The sequence below is a fragment of the Micromonospora sp. NPDC005257 genome (genome assembly GCF_042872445.1).
GTDB lineage: Bacteria > Actinomycetota > Actinomycetes > Mycobacteriales > Micromonosporaceae > Micromonospora.
Map to the genome: position 1 here is coordinate 86,725 of NZ_JBIAKL010000002.1, position 16,785 is coordinate 103,509.

The 16,785-nt window shown below is 72.4% G+C and carries 18 protein-coding genes; 5 read left to right on the plus strand and 13 right to left on the minus strand.

The window, feature by feature from the left end; all coding sequences use genetic code 11:
• Window positions 1-32: 32 nt before the first annotated feature.
• The 3 genes from ACFYO8_RS03860 to guaB all read right to left on the minus strand — a co-directional run bounded on the left by ACFYO8_RS03860 (window position 33) and on the right by guaB (window position 4,219).
• The gene (locus ACFYO8_RS03860) at window positions 33-1,430 is read right to left on the minus strand and encodes a M1 family metallopeptidase (RefSeq protein WP_355014820.1); all 1,398 of its coding nucleotides are present in this window, start codon (window positions 1,428-1,430) and stop codon (window positions 33-35) included.
• 76 nt (window positions 1,431-1,506) lie between these two features.
• Window positions 1,507-2,625 (minus strand): GuaB3 family IMP dehydrogenase-related protein, encoded by a 1,119-nt coding sequence (locus ACFYO8_RS03865; RefSeq protein ID WP_354870616.1) that lies wholly within the window; start codon window positions 2,623-2,625, stop codon window positions 1,507-1,509.
• Between the two features lie 31 nt (window positions 2,626-2,656).
• Window positions 2,657-4,219 carry an IMP dehydrogenase gene (gene guaB, locus ACFYO8_RS03870; protein WP_354870613.1) on the minus strand — a complete coding sequence of 521 codons (1,563 nt, stop codon included), beginning with the start codon at window positions 4,217-4,219 and terminating at the stop codon, window positions 2,657-2,659.
• A 197-nt stretch (window positions 4,220-4,416) separates the two neighbouring features.
• Here guaB and ACFYO8_RS03875 point away from each other — a divergent pair, with 197 nt between their 5' ends.
• Window positions 4,417-4,821, plus strand: coding sequence for a DUF5319 domain-containing protein (locus ACFYO8_RS03875; protein ID WP_354870610.1), 405 nt, complete (start codon window positions 4,417-4,419; stop codon window positions 4,819-4,821).
• A gap of 13 nt (window positions 4,822-4,834) precedes the next feature.
• Here the strand turns inward: ACFYO8_RS03875 and ACFYO8_RS03880 are convergent, their stop codons facing one another.
• Window positions 4,835-5,653, minus strand: a complete 819-nt coding sequence (locus tag ACFYO8_RS03880) for a response regulator transcription factor (RefSeq protein WP_354870607.1) — start codon at window positions 5,651-5,653, stop codon at window positions 4,835-4,837.
• A gap of 252 nt (window positions 5,654-5,905) precedes the next feature.
• On the opposite strand from ACFYO8_RS03880, the gene ACFYO8_RS03885 reads away from it, so the two are divergent.
• Window positions 5,906-6,289, plus strand: coding sequence for a WhiB family transcriptional regulator (locus tag ACFYO8_RS03885; protein WP_354870604.1), 384 nt, complete (start codon window positions 5,906-5,908; stop codon window positions 6,287-6,289).
• Window positions 6,290-6,434: 145 nt separating this feature from the next.
• On the opposite strand, the gene ACFYO8_RS03890 is transcribed toward ACFYO8_RS03885, so the two are convergent.
• From ACFYO8_RS03890 to groES, 3 genes are all read right to left on the minus strand, one after another.
• Window positions 6,435-8,075 (minus strand): sulfite oxidase, encoded by a 1,641-nt coding sequence (locus ACFYO8_RS03890; protein ID WP_357711115.1) that lies wholly within the window; start codon window positions 8,073-8,075, stop codon window positions 6,435-6,437.
• Between the two features lie 121 nt (window positions 8,076-8,196).
• Window positions 8,197-9,840: a chaperonin GroEL gene (gene groL / locus ACFYO8_RS03895; RefSeq protein ID WP_354870598.1), complete on the minus strand. Its 1,644-nt coding sequence runs from the start codon at window positions 9,838-9,840 to the stop codon at window positions 8,197-8,199.
• Between the two features lie 70 nt (window positions 9,841-9,910).
• Window positions 9,911-10,225, minus strand: a complete 315-nt coding sequence (gene groES / locus ACFYO8_RS03900; protein ID WP_018222648.1) for a co-chaperone GroES — start codon at window positions 10,223-10,225, stop codon at window positions 9,911-9,913.
• A 254-nt stretch (window positions 10,226-10,479) separates the two neighbouring features.
• Here groES and ACFYO8_RS03905 point away from each other — a divergent pair, with 254 nt between their 5' ends.
• Together ACFYO8_RS03905 and ybaK are read left to right on the plus strand one after the other, a co-directional pair.
• Entirely contained in the window at window positions 10,480-11,703 is a 1,224-nt protein-coding gene (locus tag ACFYO8_RS03905; protein ID WP_387256789.1) for a methyltransferase domain-containing protein, read from the plus strand.
• A gap of 135 nt (window positions 11,704-11,838) precedes the next feature.
• Window positions 11,839-12,318 carry a Cys-tRNA(Pro) deacylase gene (gene ybaK, locus ACFYO8_RS03910; RefSeq protein ID WP_357711120.1) on the plus strand — a complete coding sequence of 160 codons (480 nt, stop codon included), beginning with the start codon at window positions 11,839-11,841 and terminating at the stop codon, window positions 12,316-12,318.
• A gap of 132 nt (window positions 12,319-12,450) precedes the next feature.
• Here ybaK and ACFYO8_RS03915 read toward each other — a convergent pair whose 3' ends face one another.
• The 6 genes from ACFYO8_RS03915 to ACFYO8_RS03940 all read right to left on the minus strand — a co-directional run bounded on the left by ACFYO8_RS03915 (window position 12,451) and on the right by ACFYO8_RS03940 (window position 15,209).
• Window positions 12,451-12,708 (minus strand): hypothetical protein, encoded by a 258-nt coding sequence (locus ACFYO8_RS03915; RefSeq protein ID WP_141721744.1) that lies wholly within the window; start codon window positions 12,706-12,708, stop codon window positions 12,451-12,453.
• A 52-nt stretch (window positions 12,709-12,760) separates the two neighbouring features.
• Window positions 12,761-13,147 carry a hypothetical protein gene (locus ACFYO8_RS03920; RefSeq protein WP_354870593.1) on the minus strand — a complete coding sequence of 129 codons (387 nt, stop codon included), beginning with the start codon at window positions 13,145-13,147 and terminating at the stop codon, window positions 12,761-12,763.
• The gene (locus ACFYO8_RS03925; RefSeq protein WP_355094389.1) at window positions 13,144-13,719 is read right to left on the minus strand and encodes a hypothetical protein; all 576 of its coding nucleotides are present in this window, start codon (window positions 13,717-13,719) and stop codon (window positions 13,144-13,146) included. Before ACFYO8_RS03925 ends, ACFYO8_RS03920 begins: the two co-directional genes overlap by 4 nt.
• 77 nt (window positions 13,720-13,796) lie before the next feature.
• Window positions 13,797-14,111, minus strand: a complete 315-nt coding sequence (locus ACFYO8_RS03930; RefSeq protein WP_354870587.1) for a hypothetical protein — start codon at window positions 14,109-14,111, stop codon at window positions 13,797-13,799.
• Window positions 14,104-14,655, minus strand: coding sequence for a hypothetical protein (locus ACFYO8_RS03935; RefSeq protein ID WP_354870584.1), 552 nt, complete (start codon window positions 14,653-14,655; stop codon window positions 14,104-14,106). The genes ACFYO8_RS03930 and ACFYO8_RS03935 overlap by 8 nt, the downstream gene beginning before the upstream one ends.
• Window positions 14,652-15,209 (minus strand): MauE/DoxX family redox-associated membrane protein, encoded by a 558-nt coding sequence (locus ACFYO8_RS03940; RefSeq protein ID WP_355014819.1) that lies wholly within the window; start codon window positions 15,207-15,209, stop codon window positions 14,652-14,654. The genes ACFYO8_RS03935 and ACFYO8_RS03940 overlap by 4 nt, the downstream gene beginning before the upstream one ends.
• Window positions 15,210-15,635: 426 nt before the next feature.
• Here ACFYO8_RS03940 and ACFYO8_RS03945 point away from each other — a divergent pair, with 426 nt between their 5' ends.
• Entirely contained in the window at window positions 15,636-16,739 is a 1,104-nt protein-coding gene (locus tag ACFYO8_RS03945; RefSeq protein WP_355014818.1) for a substrate-binding domain-containing protein, read from the plus strand.
• Window positions 16,740-16,785 lie beyond the last annotated feature (46 nt).

Genomic DNA, 16,785 nt, shown 5'->3' on the forward strand with positions numbered 1-16,785 from the left:
CGGCAGCCTACCCAGCGGCGGTCACGCGTTCGTCACGGCAGTCCCGGCGGCGTGCCACCGACCAGCCAGGCGTCGAGCAGCGCCCGCAACGGCCGTCCGGACGTGCGTTCGGCGTACCCGACGAAGTCGGCAGTGGTGACGTTGCCGTCGCGGTGCTGCGCCAGCCAGCCGCGCAGCACGCGGTGGAACGCCTCGTCGCCCACCGCGCGGCGCAGCGCGTGCACGGCGAGCGCGCCGCGCTGGTAGACCGCGTCGCCGAACAGCCCGGCCCGGCCCGGGTCGACAGTCGGCTCGGACCAGTCGGTGGCCGCGTAGCGTTCGACGACGGTCTGCGCCACGGTCCGCCCGCCGTCGTGCTCGGCCCAGAGCCATTCGGCGTACGTGGCGAAGCCCTCGTTCAGCCAGATGTCGCTCCACCGGGCCACCGAGACGCTGTCGCCGAACCACTGGTGCGCCAGCTCGTGCGCGACCACCTCGGTGTTCGGCCGGTCGCCCCGGAAGAACGCCGGCCCGTAGACCGGCCGGCTCTGCGTCTCCAGCGCGTACCTGATGCGTTCGTCGGCGACCACCACACCGCCGTACGCCTCGAACGGGTACGGCCCGAAGCGCTCGGCCAGGAAGTCGGCGACCTCACCGGTGCGGGCCACCGACGCGGCGGCCGGCCCGTCCGCGGGCAGGCTCGCGGCGACGGCGGTGACCATCGGCTTGCCGGCGTGCGTGCCGCTGCTGACCCGGTAGTCACCGATCACCACCGTGCTCAGGTAGCTGGCCATCGGAGCGCTCTCCGACCAGCGCCAGGTGGTCCAGCCGCCGCTCGTCGTCCGGCCCGCCGGCGCGCCGTTCGACAGCGCGGCGAGGCCGTCCGGCACGGTGACCGCGAGGTCGTAGGTGGCCTTGTCCGACGGGTGGTCGTTCACCGGATACCAGGTGCTCGCCGACTCCGGCTGGCCGAGCGCGATCGCGCCGTCCGGTGTGGCGTGGAAACCGCCGTCGCCGAGTTCGGCGTTCGGTAGCGGCTGCGGCACCCCGCCGTACGTCACCTCGACGGTGAACCGCTTCCCCGACGGCAGCCCGCGCGCCGGGGTGACGATCAGCTCGGCGTCGTCGTGGCGGTGCTTCGCCGCCTCGCCGTCCACCCGCACCCGCTCGACGTCGAGCCCGGCCAGGTCGAGCTGGAACCGGGACAGCGCCCGGGTGGCGGTGACGGTCAGCGTGGCGGTGCCGGTGAGCCGGTCCCCGGCCGGGTCGTAGCGCACGTCGAGCGCGTAGTGGCCCACGTCGTAGCCGCCGTTGCCGGCTCCCGGCACGTACGGGTCACCGGCGTCCGCCGCGCCGGGCCGGAACCCGTTGTCGTCGCCGCCGCCCGTGCACCCGCTCAGCGCGAGCGCCGCCGCCACCAGCCCCGCCGCCCAGACCCGCCCGCGTCTCACCCGGCGAGCCTAGACGCGGACGGCGCGGGCCGGGCCGGAACAGGTCCGCGCCACCGCCCGCGCCGCCGCGTGGTGCTCAGCGGTCGAGGACCAGCCCGACCTTCTGGAACTCCTTCAGGTCGCGGTAGCCGCACTTGGCCATCGCGCGGCGCAGGCCGCCGAAGAGGTTGAGCTGGCCGTCCGGCTCGTCGGCCGGACCGAACAGCAGCCTCTCCATCGAGCCGAGCGGCTCGCCGGCCACCTCGAACGCGCCCCGGGGCAGCGACGGGTGGCTGGCCGCGGAGTGCCACCAGGCGCCGCCGGCCGGGGCCTCCTCGCAGAGCGACAGCGGCTCGCCGAGCATCACCGCGTCCGCGCCGCAGCCGAGCGCCTTGGCGATGTCACCGGAGGTCTGCATGTCGCCGTCGGCGATCAGGTGCACGTACCGGCCGCCGGTCTCGTCCAGGTAGTCGCGGCGGGCCGCGGCGGCGTCGGCGATCGCGGTGGCCATCGGCACCCGGATGCCGAGCACCGACTCGGTGGTCGACCAGTCGTCGCCACCGATGCCGACGATCACGCCGGCCGCGCCCGTACGCATGAGGTGCAGCGCGGTCTTGTAGTCGGTGCAGCCGCCGACGACGACCGGCAGGTCCAGGTCGGCGATGAACTCCTTGAGGTTCAGCGGCTCGTCGGTGGTGGAGACGTGCTCCGCCGAGACGAGCGTGCCCTGGATGACCAGGATGTCCACCCCGGCGTCGAGGATCACCGGGGCCAGCGCCAGGGTGTGCTGCGGGGAGACCCGCACCGCCACCGTGCTGCCGCCCTCGCGCAGCTCACGCACCCGCTCGGCGATCAGGTCGGGGCGGATCGGCTCGGCGTAGACCTCCTGGAGGCGCTTGGTCGCCCGCGCGTCCTCGTCGAGACCGGCCAGCTCCTCCAGGATCTTCGCCGGGTTCTCGTACCGGGTCCAGAGGCCCTCGACGTTCAGGACGCCGAGGCCGCCGAGCTGGCCGAGCCGGACCGCCGAGGCGGGGCTCATGGTCGCGTCCGAGGGGTGCGCGACGCACGGGATGCCGAACTGGTACGCGTCGAGCTGCCACGCGGTGGAGACGTCATCGACGTCCCGGGTGCGGCGGCTCGGCACGATGGCGATGTCGTCCAGGTGGTAACCGCGCTGCGCGGTCTTGCCCAGCCCGATCTCGACCACGTCACGCATGAGGGACTCCAGGTGGTTGGGGGGTGGTGGGTCAGCGGGAGTGGTAGTTGGGCGCCTCGACGGTCATCTGGATGTCGTGCGGGTGGCTCTCCTTGAGCCCCGCCGCGGTGATCCGGATGAGCTGGCCACGCCGGTGCATCTCCGGGATGCTCTCCGCGCCCACGTATCCCATCGCGGCGCGCAGCCCGCCGATGAGCTGGTGGGCGACAGCGGACAGCGGCCCCCGGTAGGGCACCTGACCCTCGACGCCCTCCGGGACCAGCTTGTCCTCGGCGAGCACGTCCTGCTGGAAGTAGCGGTCCTTGGAGTAGGACTTGGCCTGGCCGCGCGACTGCATCGCGCCGAGCGAGCCCATCCCCCGGTACGCCTTGTACTGCTTGCCGTTGATGAAGATCAGCTCGCCGGGGCTCTCCTCGCAGCCGGCCAGCAGGCTGCCGAGCATCACCGTGTCGGCGCCGGCGACGATCGCCTTGGCGATGTCGCCGGAGTATTGGATGCCGCCGTCGCCGATCACCGGCACGCCGGCCGGGCGGGCGGCGCGGGCCGCCTCCATGATCGCGGTGATCTGCGGTACGCCCACCCCGGCGACGATCCGGGTGGTGCAGATGGCGCCCGGGCCGACGCCCACCTTCACGCCGTCGGCGCCGGCCTCGACGAGCGCCTTCGCGCCCGCGTAGGTGGCGATGTTGCCACCCACGATGTCGATGGTGACGTCCCGCTTGAGCCGGGCCACCATCTCCAGCACGGCCCGCTGGTGACCGTGCGCGGTGTCCACGATGACGACGTCCACCCCGGCGTCGACGAGCGCGCGGGCCCGCTTGTAGCCGTCCTCACCCACGCCGACCGCGGCGGCGACCCGGAGCCGGCCCGCGTCGTCCTTGGTGGCGTTCGGGTACTGCTCGCTCTTGGTGAAGTCCTTGACCGTGATCAGGCCGCGCAGCTTGCCGCCCGCGTCCACGATCGGCAGCTTCTCGATCTTGTGCTGGCGCAGCAGGCCGAGCGCGTCGTCCTTGCTCACCCCGACCGGGGCGGTGATCAGCGGGGTGCGGGTCATGATCTCGCGGACCGGCGTGGCCGGGTCGGAGACGAACCGCATGTCGCGGTTGGTGACGATGCCGACCAACTGCCCCTGCCCGTCCACGACCGGGACGCCGGAGATGCGGTAGCGCCCGCAGAGCGCGTCGACCTCGCGCAGCGTGTCGTCCGGGCTGGCGGTCACCGGGTTGGTGATCATGCCGGACTCGGAGCGCTTCACCAGGTCGACCTGGAGCGCCTGGTCCTCGACCGAGAGGTTGCGGTGCAGCACGCCGATGCCACCCTGGCGGGCCATGGCGATGGCCATCCGCGCCTCGGTGACCGTGTCCATCGCGCTGGACAGCAGCGGCACGGTCAACTCGATGTCGCGGGTGAGGCGGGTGCGGGTGTTGACCCGGCTGGGCACGACGTCCGACTCGCCCGGCTGGAGCAGCACGTCGTCGAAGGTCAGCCCGAGCGGCACCACCCGGGCCGAACCGGCCGGCAGCTCGGGCAGATGGCCACCCAACTCCCCGCCGTCGGCGCCGGCCGGGATCTCGGTGCTGGGCGAATTCTCCACGATTGCTCCCCTGAGCTGGTCGAACGGGCTGCAGCGAGGCGGCGCGCGGGGGCACCGGCAGGCGCCGGGTGACGGCGCGTCGCCTCATCGTACCCACTTGCCCGTCCCGGTCCGGGCAGCGGCGGGCCCAGGGGTAGGCCGGGCCACAGCACGGGCGGGGGCGGGCTTTCCGGCGGCTCGGGGTCTACGGTGAGGGGGTGCAAGACGAGCCCATCGACCCGTTCAACGGCGACCCGGCCGATCCGGCTGCCGGCCTGCACGATCTCGGCGACGACGACGCGCTCGACCCGCTGACCGAGGTCGAGCGCCAGGACGTGCTGGAGGATCTCGCCGATCTGGAGATCTACCAGGCGTTGCTCCAGCCGATCGGCGTGCGTGGCCTGGTGATCGAGTGCGAGGACTGCCGCGAGCCGCACTACTTCGACTGGGACCTGCTCCGCGGCAACCTGCGCCACCTGCTCAACTCGGGGCGTCCCCGGGTGCACGAGCCGGCCTACGACCCGGATCCGGACCACTACGTGAGCTGGGACTACGCCCGGGGCTACGCCGACGGCGTGCACGACACGCTCACCGAGGGCACCGACGACTCCGCGCCGGAGTGACTCCCCGTCCGGGTCAGGCGACCAGGCCGGCCCGGAAGCCGGCCGCCACGGCGTGCGCCCGGTCGCGCGCGCCGAGCTTGCGGAACAGCCGCCGGGCGTGCGTCTTGACCGTGTCCTCGGAGACGAACAGCTCCCGCCCGATCTCCGCGTTGCTCTTGCCCTCGGCCATGCCGAGCAGCACCTGAAGCTCCCGCTCGGTCAGCCCGATCGCGCTGCGCGGCGTCCGCCCAGGCCGCTGGGCCGCGCCCGGCCGGGACGCCTCCGCGCCGTCGGCCGCCGCCGGGTCGTCCGGGTCCTCGCCCCGCTGCACCGGCACCACGGTGGGCAGGCCCGCGGCATCCACCGGCCCCGTCGCCGGCCAGCCGGGCCCACCCGGGGTACGCCCCGGCGCCGCCGACCGGGTCGGCCCGCCCACCGCCGCCGCGTCCCGGGCGGTGTCCGCCACCCGGTGCCGGTTGCTCCGGCCGGGGGCGGAGAGCAGCAGCAGCGCCTTGGCCACCGCGCTGGTCAGGTCGTGGTCGGCGTTCTGGATCAGGCCGCGCGCTCCGGCGCTGATGGTGGCCGCCGCCGACTCCGACTCCTCGACGCCGAGCAGCAGCACCGCCGCCTGCGGGGCGCGAGCGAGCACCCGCCGGACGAACCCGGCGCTGTCCGGGCGGGTCAGCGCGGTGTCGGCGAGCACCACGTCCACCGGACGCTCGGCGAGCCGCAACATCACCTCCGGGTCGGAGACGGCCGTCCGGACGACGCCGGACAGCCCGAGCCGCGCCGCCGCGGAGGTCAGATGCTGGGCCGCCAATGGTGTCCGAACGCACACAAGAACACTACGCACAGTGGTCTCCTCTCCGACTCAGAGCAGACCATGCGGAGGCGGGGTCGGGAGGGGGTTCCGGGCAATCATCCGAACTTTTCCGACAGATGGGGCATATGCCGCCGCGTGTCCGAGCTTTTCGATCACAGATGTGTGAGGCGCGGACCGCTCGGGTACCGAGGGGTTCATCCGGAACCGGCATCCCGCGCGGACCGCCGCCCGGTAGCTGGCCACGAACATTCTCCGCGGTGCCGCGCGGGAGGAGGGGTGCTGATGTCGAACGTACGTAGGCTGCCTGGACCGATCGACGAGCTCTGGGACTGGCAGCGGCTCGGGGCCTGCCGTGGCCGCGACAGCGCGCAGTTCTTCCACCCGGACGGCGAGCGTGGCTCCTCCCGGATGCGCCGCGAGATGGGCGCCAAGTCGGTCTGCCGTGCCTGCCCGGTACGCGCCGAATGCGCCGCCCACGCGCTCTCCGTCCGCGAGCCGTACGGCGTCTGGGGCGGGTTCAGCGAGTCCGAGCGGCTGCGGCTGATCGCGCTCGGCTGGGAGGACCTGGCCGACCGCCGCCAGAGCAAGGTGGACATCCCCCGGCTGGAGGCGCGCCTCGGCCGGCCGCACAACACCGCCGTGCCGGACCAGCGCAAGGTCGCCTGACCCGCTTCACGATCTCCGACGCCGCGCCCCGGACCCCGGGGCGCGGCGTCGTCTCGTTGTGGCGCCGGCACCTCGTGGTCGCGCTGTCGCCCTCGTCGCGCGCCGCCGCCGGCCGGCCCCGCTGCCGCCCGGCGGCGGAGGCGGGTCAGGCGACGGTGACCTTGACGGTGTGCCAGCCGGTCGCGCCGTCCGGGGCCACCGGGGCGGGCTGCTCCGGTTGGGTCTCGCCGGTCGTGTCCGTCGCCCGTACCTGGAGTGTGTGCTCCCCCGGCGTCGCGTCCCACCGCCATGACCACTGCACCCAGGTGTCCGCCGACACCGCCGGCGCCAGCGTCGCCTCCTGCCAGGGGCCGCCGTCGACGCGTACCTCGACGCGGTCGATGCCTCGGTGCTGCGCCCAGGCCACACCGGCCACGGTCACCGGGCCGGCGCCCGGGCGGCTGCGGGGCCGGGGCGTGTCGATCCGGGACTGCGTCTTGATCGGGCCCTGCGCGGACCAGCCGCGCGGCACCCAGTACGCGTCGAAGTCGGCGAAGCTGGTCAGCTCCAACTCGGTCACCCACTTGCAGGCCGAGACGTACCCGTAGAGGCCCGGCACCACCATCCGCACCGGGAAGCCGTGCTCGATCGGCAGCGGCTCGCCGTTCATGCCGACCGCGAGCAGCGCGTCCCGCCCGTCGCGCAGCACCGAGGTGGGCGTGCCGCAGGTCCAGCCGTCCACCGCGCGGCCCACCACCTGGTCCGCGCCGTCCTCCGGGCCGGCCTCGTCGAGCAGTTCCTTCATCGGTACGCCGAGCCAGCGCGCGTTACCGATCAGGTCGCCACCCACCTCGTTGGAGACGCAGGCGAGCGTCACGTACCGCTCCACCATCGACCGGGCCAGCAGGTCGTCGAAGCTCAGCTCGATCGGGTTGCGCACCCGCCCGTGGATGCGCAGCCGCCAGGTGGCCGGGTCGACCTGCGGCACCACGAGCGCCGTGTCGATCCGGTAGAACTCGCGGTTCGGCGTGACGTACGGCGCGAGCTTGGACAACGACAGGTCCGCTCCGGCCGGCACCCGCGGGGCGGGCGCGGCCGGGGCGGGCAGTGTCACCGCCTCCCGGGCCGCCGACACGCCGCGCCGGCCGGCCAGCCAGTGCCCGCCCAGCCCGGCCACCGCCGCCGCGCCGGTGAGCAGCCCCGCACCGCGCAGGAACCGCCGCCGCGACTCCGCGTCGTCGTCGTGCCGGACCGGCTCCCAGCCGCCGGGGGTCTCCCCCTCGCGGGCGAGCGCGGCGACCGCCGGAGGCGGCACGGGCCGGTCCGCGGCGTCGGCCGCGTCGCGCCCGGCCGGCTTCCGGCGTGCCCGGCCGGCACCCAGCGGGCCGGCCACGAACGCCCACAGCGTCAGCGCGCCGAGTCCGCCGCCGAGCAGCGAGGGCAGCGCGTCGAACACGTTCGCGCCGGCCCGGGTCAGGGCGGCGGCGACGCCGAGCACGGCGAACGCGGCGACGCCGGCCAGGCCGAGCACCAGCCGCCGGGCCGCCGCCAGGCCGAGCAGCGCCCCGAACGCGACGAGCAGCAGCGCCGTCCCGACCAGCAGGGCGATCTTGTCGTACGTGCCGAAGACGTCGATGGCGAACTGCTTGAGCGGCTCGGGCACCAGGTCGACGACGAGTCCGCCGACGGCGACGAGCGGAGCGGACCGAGGGCCGGTCAGGACCGCCACGGGTTCGGCGGCGCCGAGGGCCACCACCGCGGCGACGACACCGGCCAGCGCCGCCCGGCGGCGGGAGAAAGTGCTCACGGCATCCAGTCTGATCGACCCGCCGGTACGGCTGCCAACTCCGTCAGCGTTCCGTAAGGAGATACGCGTCAGGGCACACCACCGGGTCGGCGGTGTGCCCTGACGTCGGGCCGTACTCGGGTCAGAAGCCCGGGCCGTGCTGGTGGCCGTGACCGTGCGAGTGGCCGTGCCCACCGGCGGCCGGCTCCGGCTCGGCCGGCTTCTCCACGACCAGGCTCTCGGTGGTGAGCAGCAGGCCGGCGATCGAGGCGGCGTTGCTGACCGCGTTGCGGGTCACCTTCACCGGGTCGATGATGCCGGCCTTGGCCAGGTCGACGTACTCACCGGTGGCGGCGTCGAGGCCGTGGCCCCACTCCTGGGCGATGACCTTCTGCACCACGACATAGCCGTCGTGGCCGGCGTTCTGCGCGATCCAGCGCAGCGGCTCGACGAGCGCCTTGCGCACGATCGAGACGCCGACCTTCTCCTCGCCGGTGAAGCCCAGGTCGTCGTCGAGCACCGGCAGGATCTGGGCCAGGGCGGCGCCGCCACCCGGAACCGTGCCCTCCTCGACCGCGGCCTTGGTCGCGGCGATCGCGTCCTCGATGCGGTGCTTGCGCTCCTTCATCTCGACCTCGGTGGCCGCGCCGACCTTGATCACGGCGATGCCGCCGGAGAGCTTCGCCAGCCGCTCGGCCAGCTTCTCCCGGTCCCACTCGGAGTCGGAGGCCTCGATCTCCTTGCGGATCTGGGCGACCCGGTCGGCGACCTCGGCGGCCTGCCCGCCACCGTCGACCACAGTGGTGTTCTCCTTGTCGACCACGACGCGCCGGGCGCTGCCGAGCACCTCCAGGCCGACCTGGTCGAGCTTGTAGCCCAGCTCCGGGGCGACCAGCTCGGCGCCGGTCAGGATCGCCATGTCCTGGAGCATCGCCTTGCGGCGGTCGCCGAAGCCGGGGGCCTTGACCGCGCAGACCTTGACGGTCTTGCGCAGCGCGTTGACCACGAGCGTCGACAGGGCCTGGCCCTCGACGTCCTCGGCGACGATGAGCAGCGGCTTGTTGTTCTGGAGGACCTTCTCCAGCAGCGGCAGCAGCTCCTCGATCGCCGAGATCTTCTGCGTGGTGATCAGAATGTACGGGTCCTCCAGGACCGCCTCCTGCGCCTCCAGGTCGGTGACGAAGTTCGGCGAGATGAAGCCCTTGTCGAACTGGAGACCCTCGGTCACCTCCAGCTCGGTGGTGAGCGCGGAGCCCTCCTCGACGGTGATGACGCCGTCGCGGCCGACCTTCTCCATCGCCTCGGCGATCAGCTCACCGATGGCGGCGTCCTGCGCGGAGACGGTGGCGACGTGCGCGATCGACTCCTTGCCGGAGACCTCGACGGCCTTGCCGAGCAGCGCCTCGGAGACCTTGGCGGCCGCCGCGTCGATGCCCCGCTTCAGGCCGGTCGGGTTGGTGCCGGCGGTCACGTTGCGCAGGCCCTCGCGGACCATGGCCTGGGCCAGCACGGTCGCGGTGGTGGTCCCGTCGCCGGCGACGTCGTTGGTCTTGGTCGCCACCTCCTTGACCAGCTGCGCGCCGAGGTTCTCGTACGGGTTGGTGAGCTCGATCTCCTTGGCGATGGTCACGCCGTCGTTGGTGATCGTGGGCGCACCGAACTTCTTGTCCAGGACGACGTTGCGCCCGCGCGGGCCGAGGGTGACCTTGACCACGTCTGCGAGGGCGTTGACACCGTGCTCGAGCAGGTGCCGGGCGTCGTCCGAGAAGCTGAGGATCTTCGCCATCAGTATCCCTTCGAAGCGACGTTGCCCCGGCCCGGCGAGCCGGACCGGGGCAACGACACTGATCGGTTGCTTACTTCTCGATGACCGCGAGGACGTCGCGGGCGGAGAGCACCAGGTACTCCTCGCCGGCGTACTTGACCTCGGTGCCGCCGTACTTCGAGTAGAGGACGGTGTCGCCGACCTTCACGTCGATCGGCACGCGGTTGCCCTTGTCGTCGATCCGGCCCGGGCCGACAGCGAGGACGGTGCCCTCCTGCGGCTTCTCCTTCGCGGTGTCGGGGATCACGATGCCCGAGGCGGTGGTGGTCTCGGCCTCGTTCGCCTGGACCACGATGCGGTCCTCGAGCGGCTTGATCGCAACCTTGGTCGCAGTAGTCACGGGCATACCCTCCCGGGTACTTGGTGTCGTTGCCGGTCGGCACGCCGACCAGCGTCAATCTGCTACATGCCACCGGGCGGGGCCGTCGTCGCGGGTGCCGGTCCGCCTGGCGCTCAACCCCCGGGCACGAGGCTCGGGCGTTGGCACCCTCAGGGTGAGAGTGCTAATCGCAGGTTATTCCTCGGCTAGCACTCCGTCAAGGAGAGTGCCAGCACGTCGCCCTCCGTGTCGCCCGCGAACCGGGCCGGGAGAATGGGCGCGTGGACCTCGACCAGCTCGCCGCGCTGCGTACCCCCGAGGGGTCGGCGGCGCTCGCCGCGGCCGGGCGGGTGGCCGGCGGCGACCCGCTGGCGGCGGCGGCCGCGCTGCGCTCGGCCGGGATGCCCGGGGACCTCGCCGCCGCCGCGCTCACCCAGGCGGAGCTGCGCCGCCGGGCAGCAGGCAAGTTCGGCGCCGCGGCGGCCGGGATGTTCCTCACCCGGGCGGGGCTGGAGCAGGCCACCCGTCGCGCCGTCGCCGACCGGCGGGCCGCACGGCTGCGCGCCGCGGGCGTGACCACGCTCGCGGACCTGGGATGCGGTCTGGGGGCCGACGCGCTCGCCGCCGGCCGCGCCGGCATCCGGGTGTACGCGGTGGAGGCCGACCCGGTGACCGCCGCGATGGCCGCCGTGAACGCCGAGGCGGCCGGGCTCGCGGATCTGGTGACGGTGGAGTGCGGCGACGCCACGGCGTTCGACGTGACCGGGGTGGACGCGGTGTTCTGCGATCCGGCGCGGCGGCGGGCCGGCACCGGGCGGCGCGTCTTCGACCCGAACGCCTACTCGCCGCCGTGGGACTTCGTCACCGCCCTGGCCGCACGCGTGCCGCGCACCGTGGTGAAGGTGGCGCCCGGGCTGGACCACGCGCTGATCCCGGCCGGCGCCGAGGCGGAGTGGGTGAGCGTGGACGGCGACCTGGTCGAGGCCGCGCTCTGGTGCGGCGAACTGGCCGAGGTCCCGCGCCGCGCCACTGTGCTGCGCGAGAAGGAAGGGCCCCTTATTAACGCCTCCGGTAGTAAAAGGGTCCCCTCCTATCACCTCACCGGCACGGGCGCTCAGGAGGCGCCGGTGGGACCGGTCCGCCGCTTCCTCTACGACCCGGATCCGGCGGTGGTGCGCGCGCACCTGGTCGCCGAGCTGGCCGGCGACCTCGACGCCACGCTCGCCGACCCGTCGATCGCCTACCTGTACGCCGACGAGGCCCGCCCCACCCCGTTCGCCCGCTGCCTGGAGATCACCGACGTGCTGCCGTTCTCGCTGAAGCGGCTGCGCGCCCTGCTGCGGGAGCGGCGGGTCGGCCGGGTGGAGATCCGCAAGCGCGGGTCGGCGCTGGAGCCGGAGAAGCTGCGCCGTGACCTGCGGCTGGCCGGCGACGAGGCGGCCGGCCTGGTGCTGACCCGCGTGGCCGGCGCGCCGACGGTGCTGGTCTGCCGGCCCGGCGGGTAGGCGCCGACCGGCCGGGCTGCCGTCCGACGAGGTGGTGCGGCCCTGCCCGCACCCGACGCGCCGGTCGTCCCGCGCCCCGGGGCGCGGGTGTTTTCAACTCGCCCACCCGCGCCGCGCCCGGTTAGCGTGACGGTCATGGCGGGACAGGGCACTCCGGCGACGGCGCTGCTGGTGAAGCGGAGGATCGCGCACAGCACCCATCCGTACGACGTCTCCCCGGACGCGCCGAACTACGGCGCGCTGGTCGCGGCGGCGCTGGGAGTGCCGCCGGAGCGGGTGTTCAAGTCGCTGGTCGCCGAGGTCGACGGCGCGCTGACCGTGGCGGTCGTGCCGGTCACCGGCGAACTGGACCTCAAGGCCCTCGCCGCGGCCGTCGGCGGTAAGCGGGCGGCAATGGCCGACCGGGCGGTGGCCGAGCGGGCCACCGGCTACCTGCGCGGCGGGATCAGCCCGCTCGGCCAGCGCCGGCGGCTGCCCACGATGCTGGACTCGTCGGCGCTCGCCCACCCCACCGTCTACGTCTCGGCGGGCCGGCGCGGGCTCCAGGTCGAGCTGGCCCCGACCGACCTCTTGACGTTGACGGACGCGCAGGTCGCTCCGCTGTCCACCCGGTGACGGACGCGCAGGCCGCCCCGCTGTCGGGTGCGCGGGCCGCCCCGCTGTCCGCCCGTCTGGCGACGAAAACGGGAAACGCGCGGAGGACCGGCCGCCGGCACGACCGGCCCGTCCCCCGCGCCGACTAACGGATCAGGCCGCGCCGCGGACCCGGCCGACGTTGATCGTGCCGTTGTCGTCGTAGACCTCGGCGATCCGCTTGGAGACGCTACGCCGCCCCTGGGTGAACATCGGGACGTCGTTGTGCACACGGACGTGTACGGCGCCGTGGTGTTCCGCGAAGACGTCGACGGGTGCGCCGTTCACGACCTCCGCACAGATGCGCACGGTGCTCGTACCGTCGTCCTCGACGTCGATGACCACGACGCCGCGGTCGGTTGGCAAAGGCATTCTGGGACTCCTCCCGATTAGCAGAACCTGTTTGTTCACATGTGTTCGGACATCAATCTCCGGAGCGTCCGCCGGGCCGGGGCGGACACCTGCCGCCGCCGAACATGACCCGGGTCCACTCACCGACGTGGCAGAAGATGTCGCAACTGGTGGTGACGCCGAGCTTCGCGGGCACCCTCGACGCGGCGACGTGCCTGGACACCCCGCCCATCGAGTAGACGCTGTCGAGATCCCGCCAGAGCGAGATGCTCCACACCGTCCGCTCCCGCCACCGCACGAGCAGCCTGATGCCGAGGAAGCCCTCGGCATGGCGACGGACGTCCCGCTTCACCCGCAGATGCAGCAGCAGGACGACCAGCACGCGCACCAGATCACCACAGTGGAACCTGGTGATCACCACCTGCCCCTGGGTCGTGTCGGGTTCCAGAGTGGGGGTCACGGGGAAACGACGGTCACGGCGAGGGCTGCCGCCAGCAGCAGCATCGCCGCTCCGGAGACCCGTCGAACCCGACTCACCCATAGCCGGTCACTCCTTTCCTCGATCTCGGCGGCCTTCCTGGTCAGGCTCCAGAGAGTGACCAGGAGGGTCACGGTGAGGGCCGTGACAACCAGCACCAACGGCGCGGATCCGGGTGCGACAAGCACGACGCCCGCCGTGGCCAACCAGATCAGCGACGTGGTCTTCTGCGTGGTGAAGAACAGACCCAGGTCGATCCCCCAGACCACCCCGAGCGTGCCGGCCGGCAGGGTCCGGACCAGTCGCTGCGGCACCTGTCGCCAGATGTGCGGCGTCCGGTCGAGCAGATCCAGGACGCCGAACAGCACCGCGAGTGCGACGAGGGCCACGACCCGCCATGTCTCGGGGACCAGTTCCCCGACCGCCGATCCGATCAGGTAGACCGGCACGGCGAGAACCATTCCGGCGACGAGTCCGCCGACCGCGAGGCCCGCCAGGAATCGAAGTCCTTCCGATACGTTCCGCCTCAACATAGGGCTGGCGACCCCAGCCATGGAGAGGCCTCAAGGACTGAGAATCTGCAGCACCGCTCCCGCGATGCCGACGACGAGCCAGACGACCATCGGCGGGCTCAGTTGTACTGGCAGTGGGCGCCGGATCCGGTGATGCTGCCCGACTTGGTCTTCTTCTCGCAGCAGTTGCAGTGCAGGTAGGCGTTGACCGAGCAGTACCAGATGTACTTGTAGGTGGCCGAGCTGCACGTCGAGTACGAGATGTTCGGTGGGGCGTAGACGAGGTTGCAGCACTGGTAGTTGCCCGCCATCGCCGGCGTCGAGCGGGCGAAGACCGCCCCTGACGCCACCAGGCCGGCGACGCCGATCTTTGCGAGGAAGCCTCGCCGGCTACCCCCGCGACGGCCTGTCGCCGTCATTTTCTCCTCATTCATTCCCAACAGCCTCCTTGACCGGGAAGACGGCGCCGCTGAGCGCCGCCAGATCGGTGAACAACAATGCCGAAACCAGGCGCCCGTGCCGGAAGACCAGCGCCGACGGGCTGGTCATCACGCCCAGTTCTTCTGCCACCCATTCGCCACCCACGTCGATGTGGTGCGGGAGTCCCGCCAGTTCGTGTCGGGTCATGAAGTCCTCGCCGCGCTCCTGGTCGATCGTCGAGATCAGGACGGCGAAGTCACGCCTGTCGGCCAGGTCGCCGACCTCGCCGGCCGCCTTCTCGCAGCTGTTGCAGGAGGTGCTGAACACCAGCACCACCCGCAGGTCCGCGGTGGCGACCTCCGCCAGACCGGCGGGCCAGCGCTTCGGCCGCGACCCGACGCGGGCTCCGTCCAGCAACCGGACGGTGCCGCTGCCGCCGCCGGGCGCGCCCGCGCCCTCCATGCCGCCGGAGCGCGCGTACAGCTCGCCCAGCATCGCGAAGAGCACCACCACGGCGCCCGCGACCACCAGCAACCCGAACCCGAAGAGGTAACTCATCCAGCGATCTCCTTAGACAGCTCCGCGCCGGCCGGGCGCGTCGGGGGCCGGACCAGGTCGACGACCATGCCGCGCCACAACAGCAGGGTCATGCCCGCGACGAGACTCGCGGCCACGACGGCCATCCGGTCGGCCGGGAGAGCCGCCGGCGAGGTGAGCAGGAGCGCGGTGCCGAAGCCCACGAGCGCGAGCCCGATCAGGACGTTCCGCACACCCAGCGGACGGCCCTCGGGCCGACCGAAGCATCCGCAGGGCAACGTCGTCCCGCGCTGCCGACCCGCGAGACCGGCCGCCGCGAAGCCGGCCCCCAGGCCGGCGGTCGCCGCGGCGGCGGCCGGCCGGCCGGCCGGCACGAGCAGGGCCGCACCGACGACGGCCTCGACGACCGCGACCGCCCGCACCAGCGAGAGGGCCGTGCCGCGACGCACCGGCAGGAGCGCCATGAAGAGCTGGCGGGCGTGCCTGGGCGCGGCCAGCTTGCCGAGGCCGGAGCAGACGAGGACCGCCGAGACCAGGCAGATCGACATGGTGGCGAGGAGTTCGGCGGCACTCACGGGCGCGACCTGTCATGTGCGGAGCAGAATTCGACACGCATGAGGACACCCCTGTGAGCCGCGTCGACAGCGCTCCCATACGGAGGGAAACGTGAACGCCTGTCGATGTATAGCGCGATCTTCGTGGAACTTTCGCACCGCGTCAAGAGACTGTCACGGAATGTGGTAATCCGGCCCGACCCTGGCGCCGCACCCCGCACCGCCGTCCGCCACGCGCACCTGCCACCTGCCACCTGCCACCTGCCACGCGCGCGGGCTCCGCGAGGAGCCGCACCCACGGGGCGGGCGTGTCGCCGACGTTGCGGAATTGTTACCGCCGCCAACAAACTTCTGACCTCGACAGTCTTGCGACGCATGGAGGGCGGGGAATACGTTGCCGGACACAACAAACATCACCACTCCCCCACCTCCGAAAGGACCCTGCACATGCGCAAGGGCTTCCTCACCTTCGCGGCCGTCGGTCTTCTCGCGACCGGCAGCATGGCCGCCTGCGGCGACGACGGCGGTTCGTCCAACGAGGCCGGCGGCTCCAACGCCAAGAAGCCGAAGATCGGCGTGATCCTGCCGGACAGCAAGTCCTCCGCCCGCTGGGAGGGCGCGGACCGCAAGTACCTCAAGGCGGCGTTCGACGCGGCCGGCGTCGAGTCCGACATCCAGAACGCGCAGAACGACAAGACCGCGTTCCAGACCATCGCCGACCAGATGATCACCAGCGGCGTCAACGTCCTGATGATCGTCAACCTGGACTCCGGCACCGGCAAGGCCGTGCTCGACAAGGCCAAGTCGCAGGGTGTCGCGACCATCGACTACGACCGGCTGACCCTGGGCGGCTCCGCCCAGTACTACGTCAGCTTCGACAACGAGGCCGTCGGCAAGCTCCAGGGCGAGGGCCTGAGCAAGTGCCTGACCGACAAGGGCGTCAAGAACCCGTCGATCTCGTACCTCAACGGCTCGCCCACCGACAACAACGCCACCCTGTTCAAGAACGGGTACGACTCGGTGCTCAAGCCGAAGTTCGACTCGAAGGAGTACACCAAGGTCGCCGACGACCCGGTACCCGCCTGGGACAACGCGCAGGCCGCCACGATCTTCGAGCAGCAGATGACCAAGGCCGGCGGCAAGATCGACGGCGTGCTGGCCGCCAACGACGGCCTGGGCAACGCGGCCATCTCGGTGCTGAAGAAGAACAAGCTGAACGGCAAGGTCCCGGTGACCGGTCAGGACGCCACCAAGGAGGGCCTGCAGAACATCCTCGCCGGTGACCAGTGCATGACCGTCTACAAGGCGGTCAAGAAGGAGGCGGACGCCGCCGCCGAGCTGGCCATCGCGCTCGCCAAGGGCGAGAAGAAGGACACCGGCCAGACGGTCAAGGACCCGGAGGGCAACCGGGACGTGCCGGCCGTGCTGCTGGAGCCCAAGGCCATCTTCAAGGACAGCGTCAAGGACGTGGTGGCCGACGGCTACATCACCAAGGAAGAGCTCTGCACCGGTGCCTTCACCAAGCTCTGCACCGACGCCGGCGTGAGCTGACCCACCCGCCTCAGGCGGCGCCGCCCGGCACGGGAGAACTCCGTGC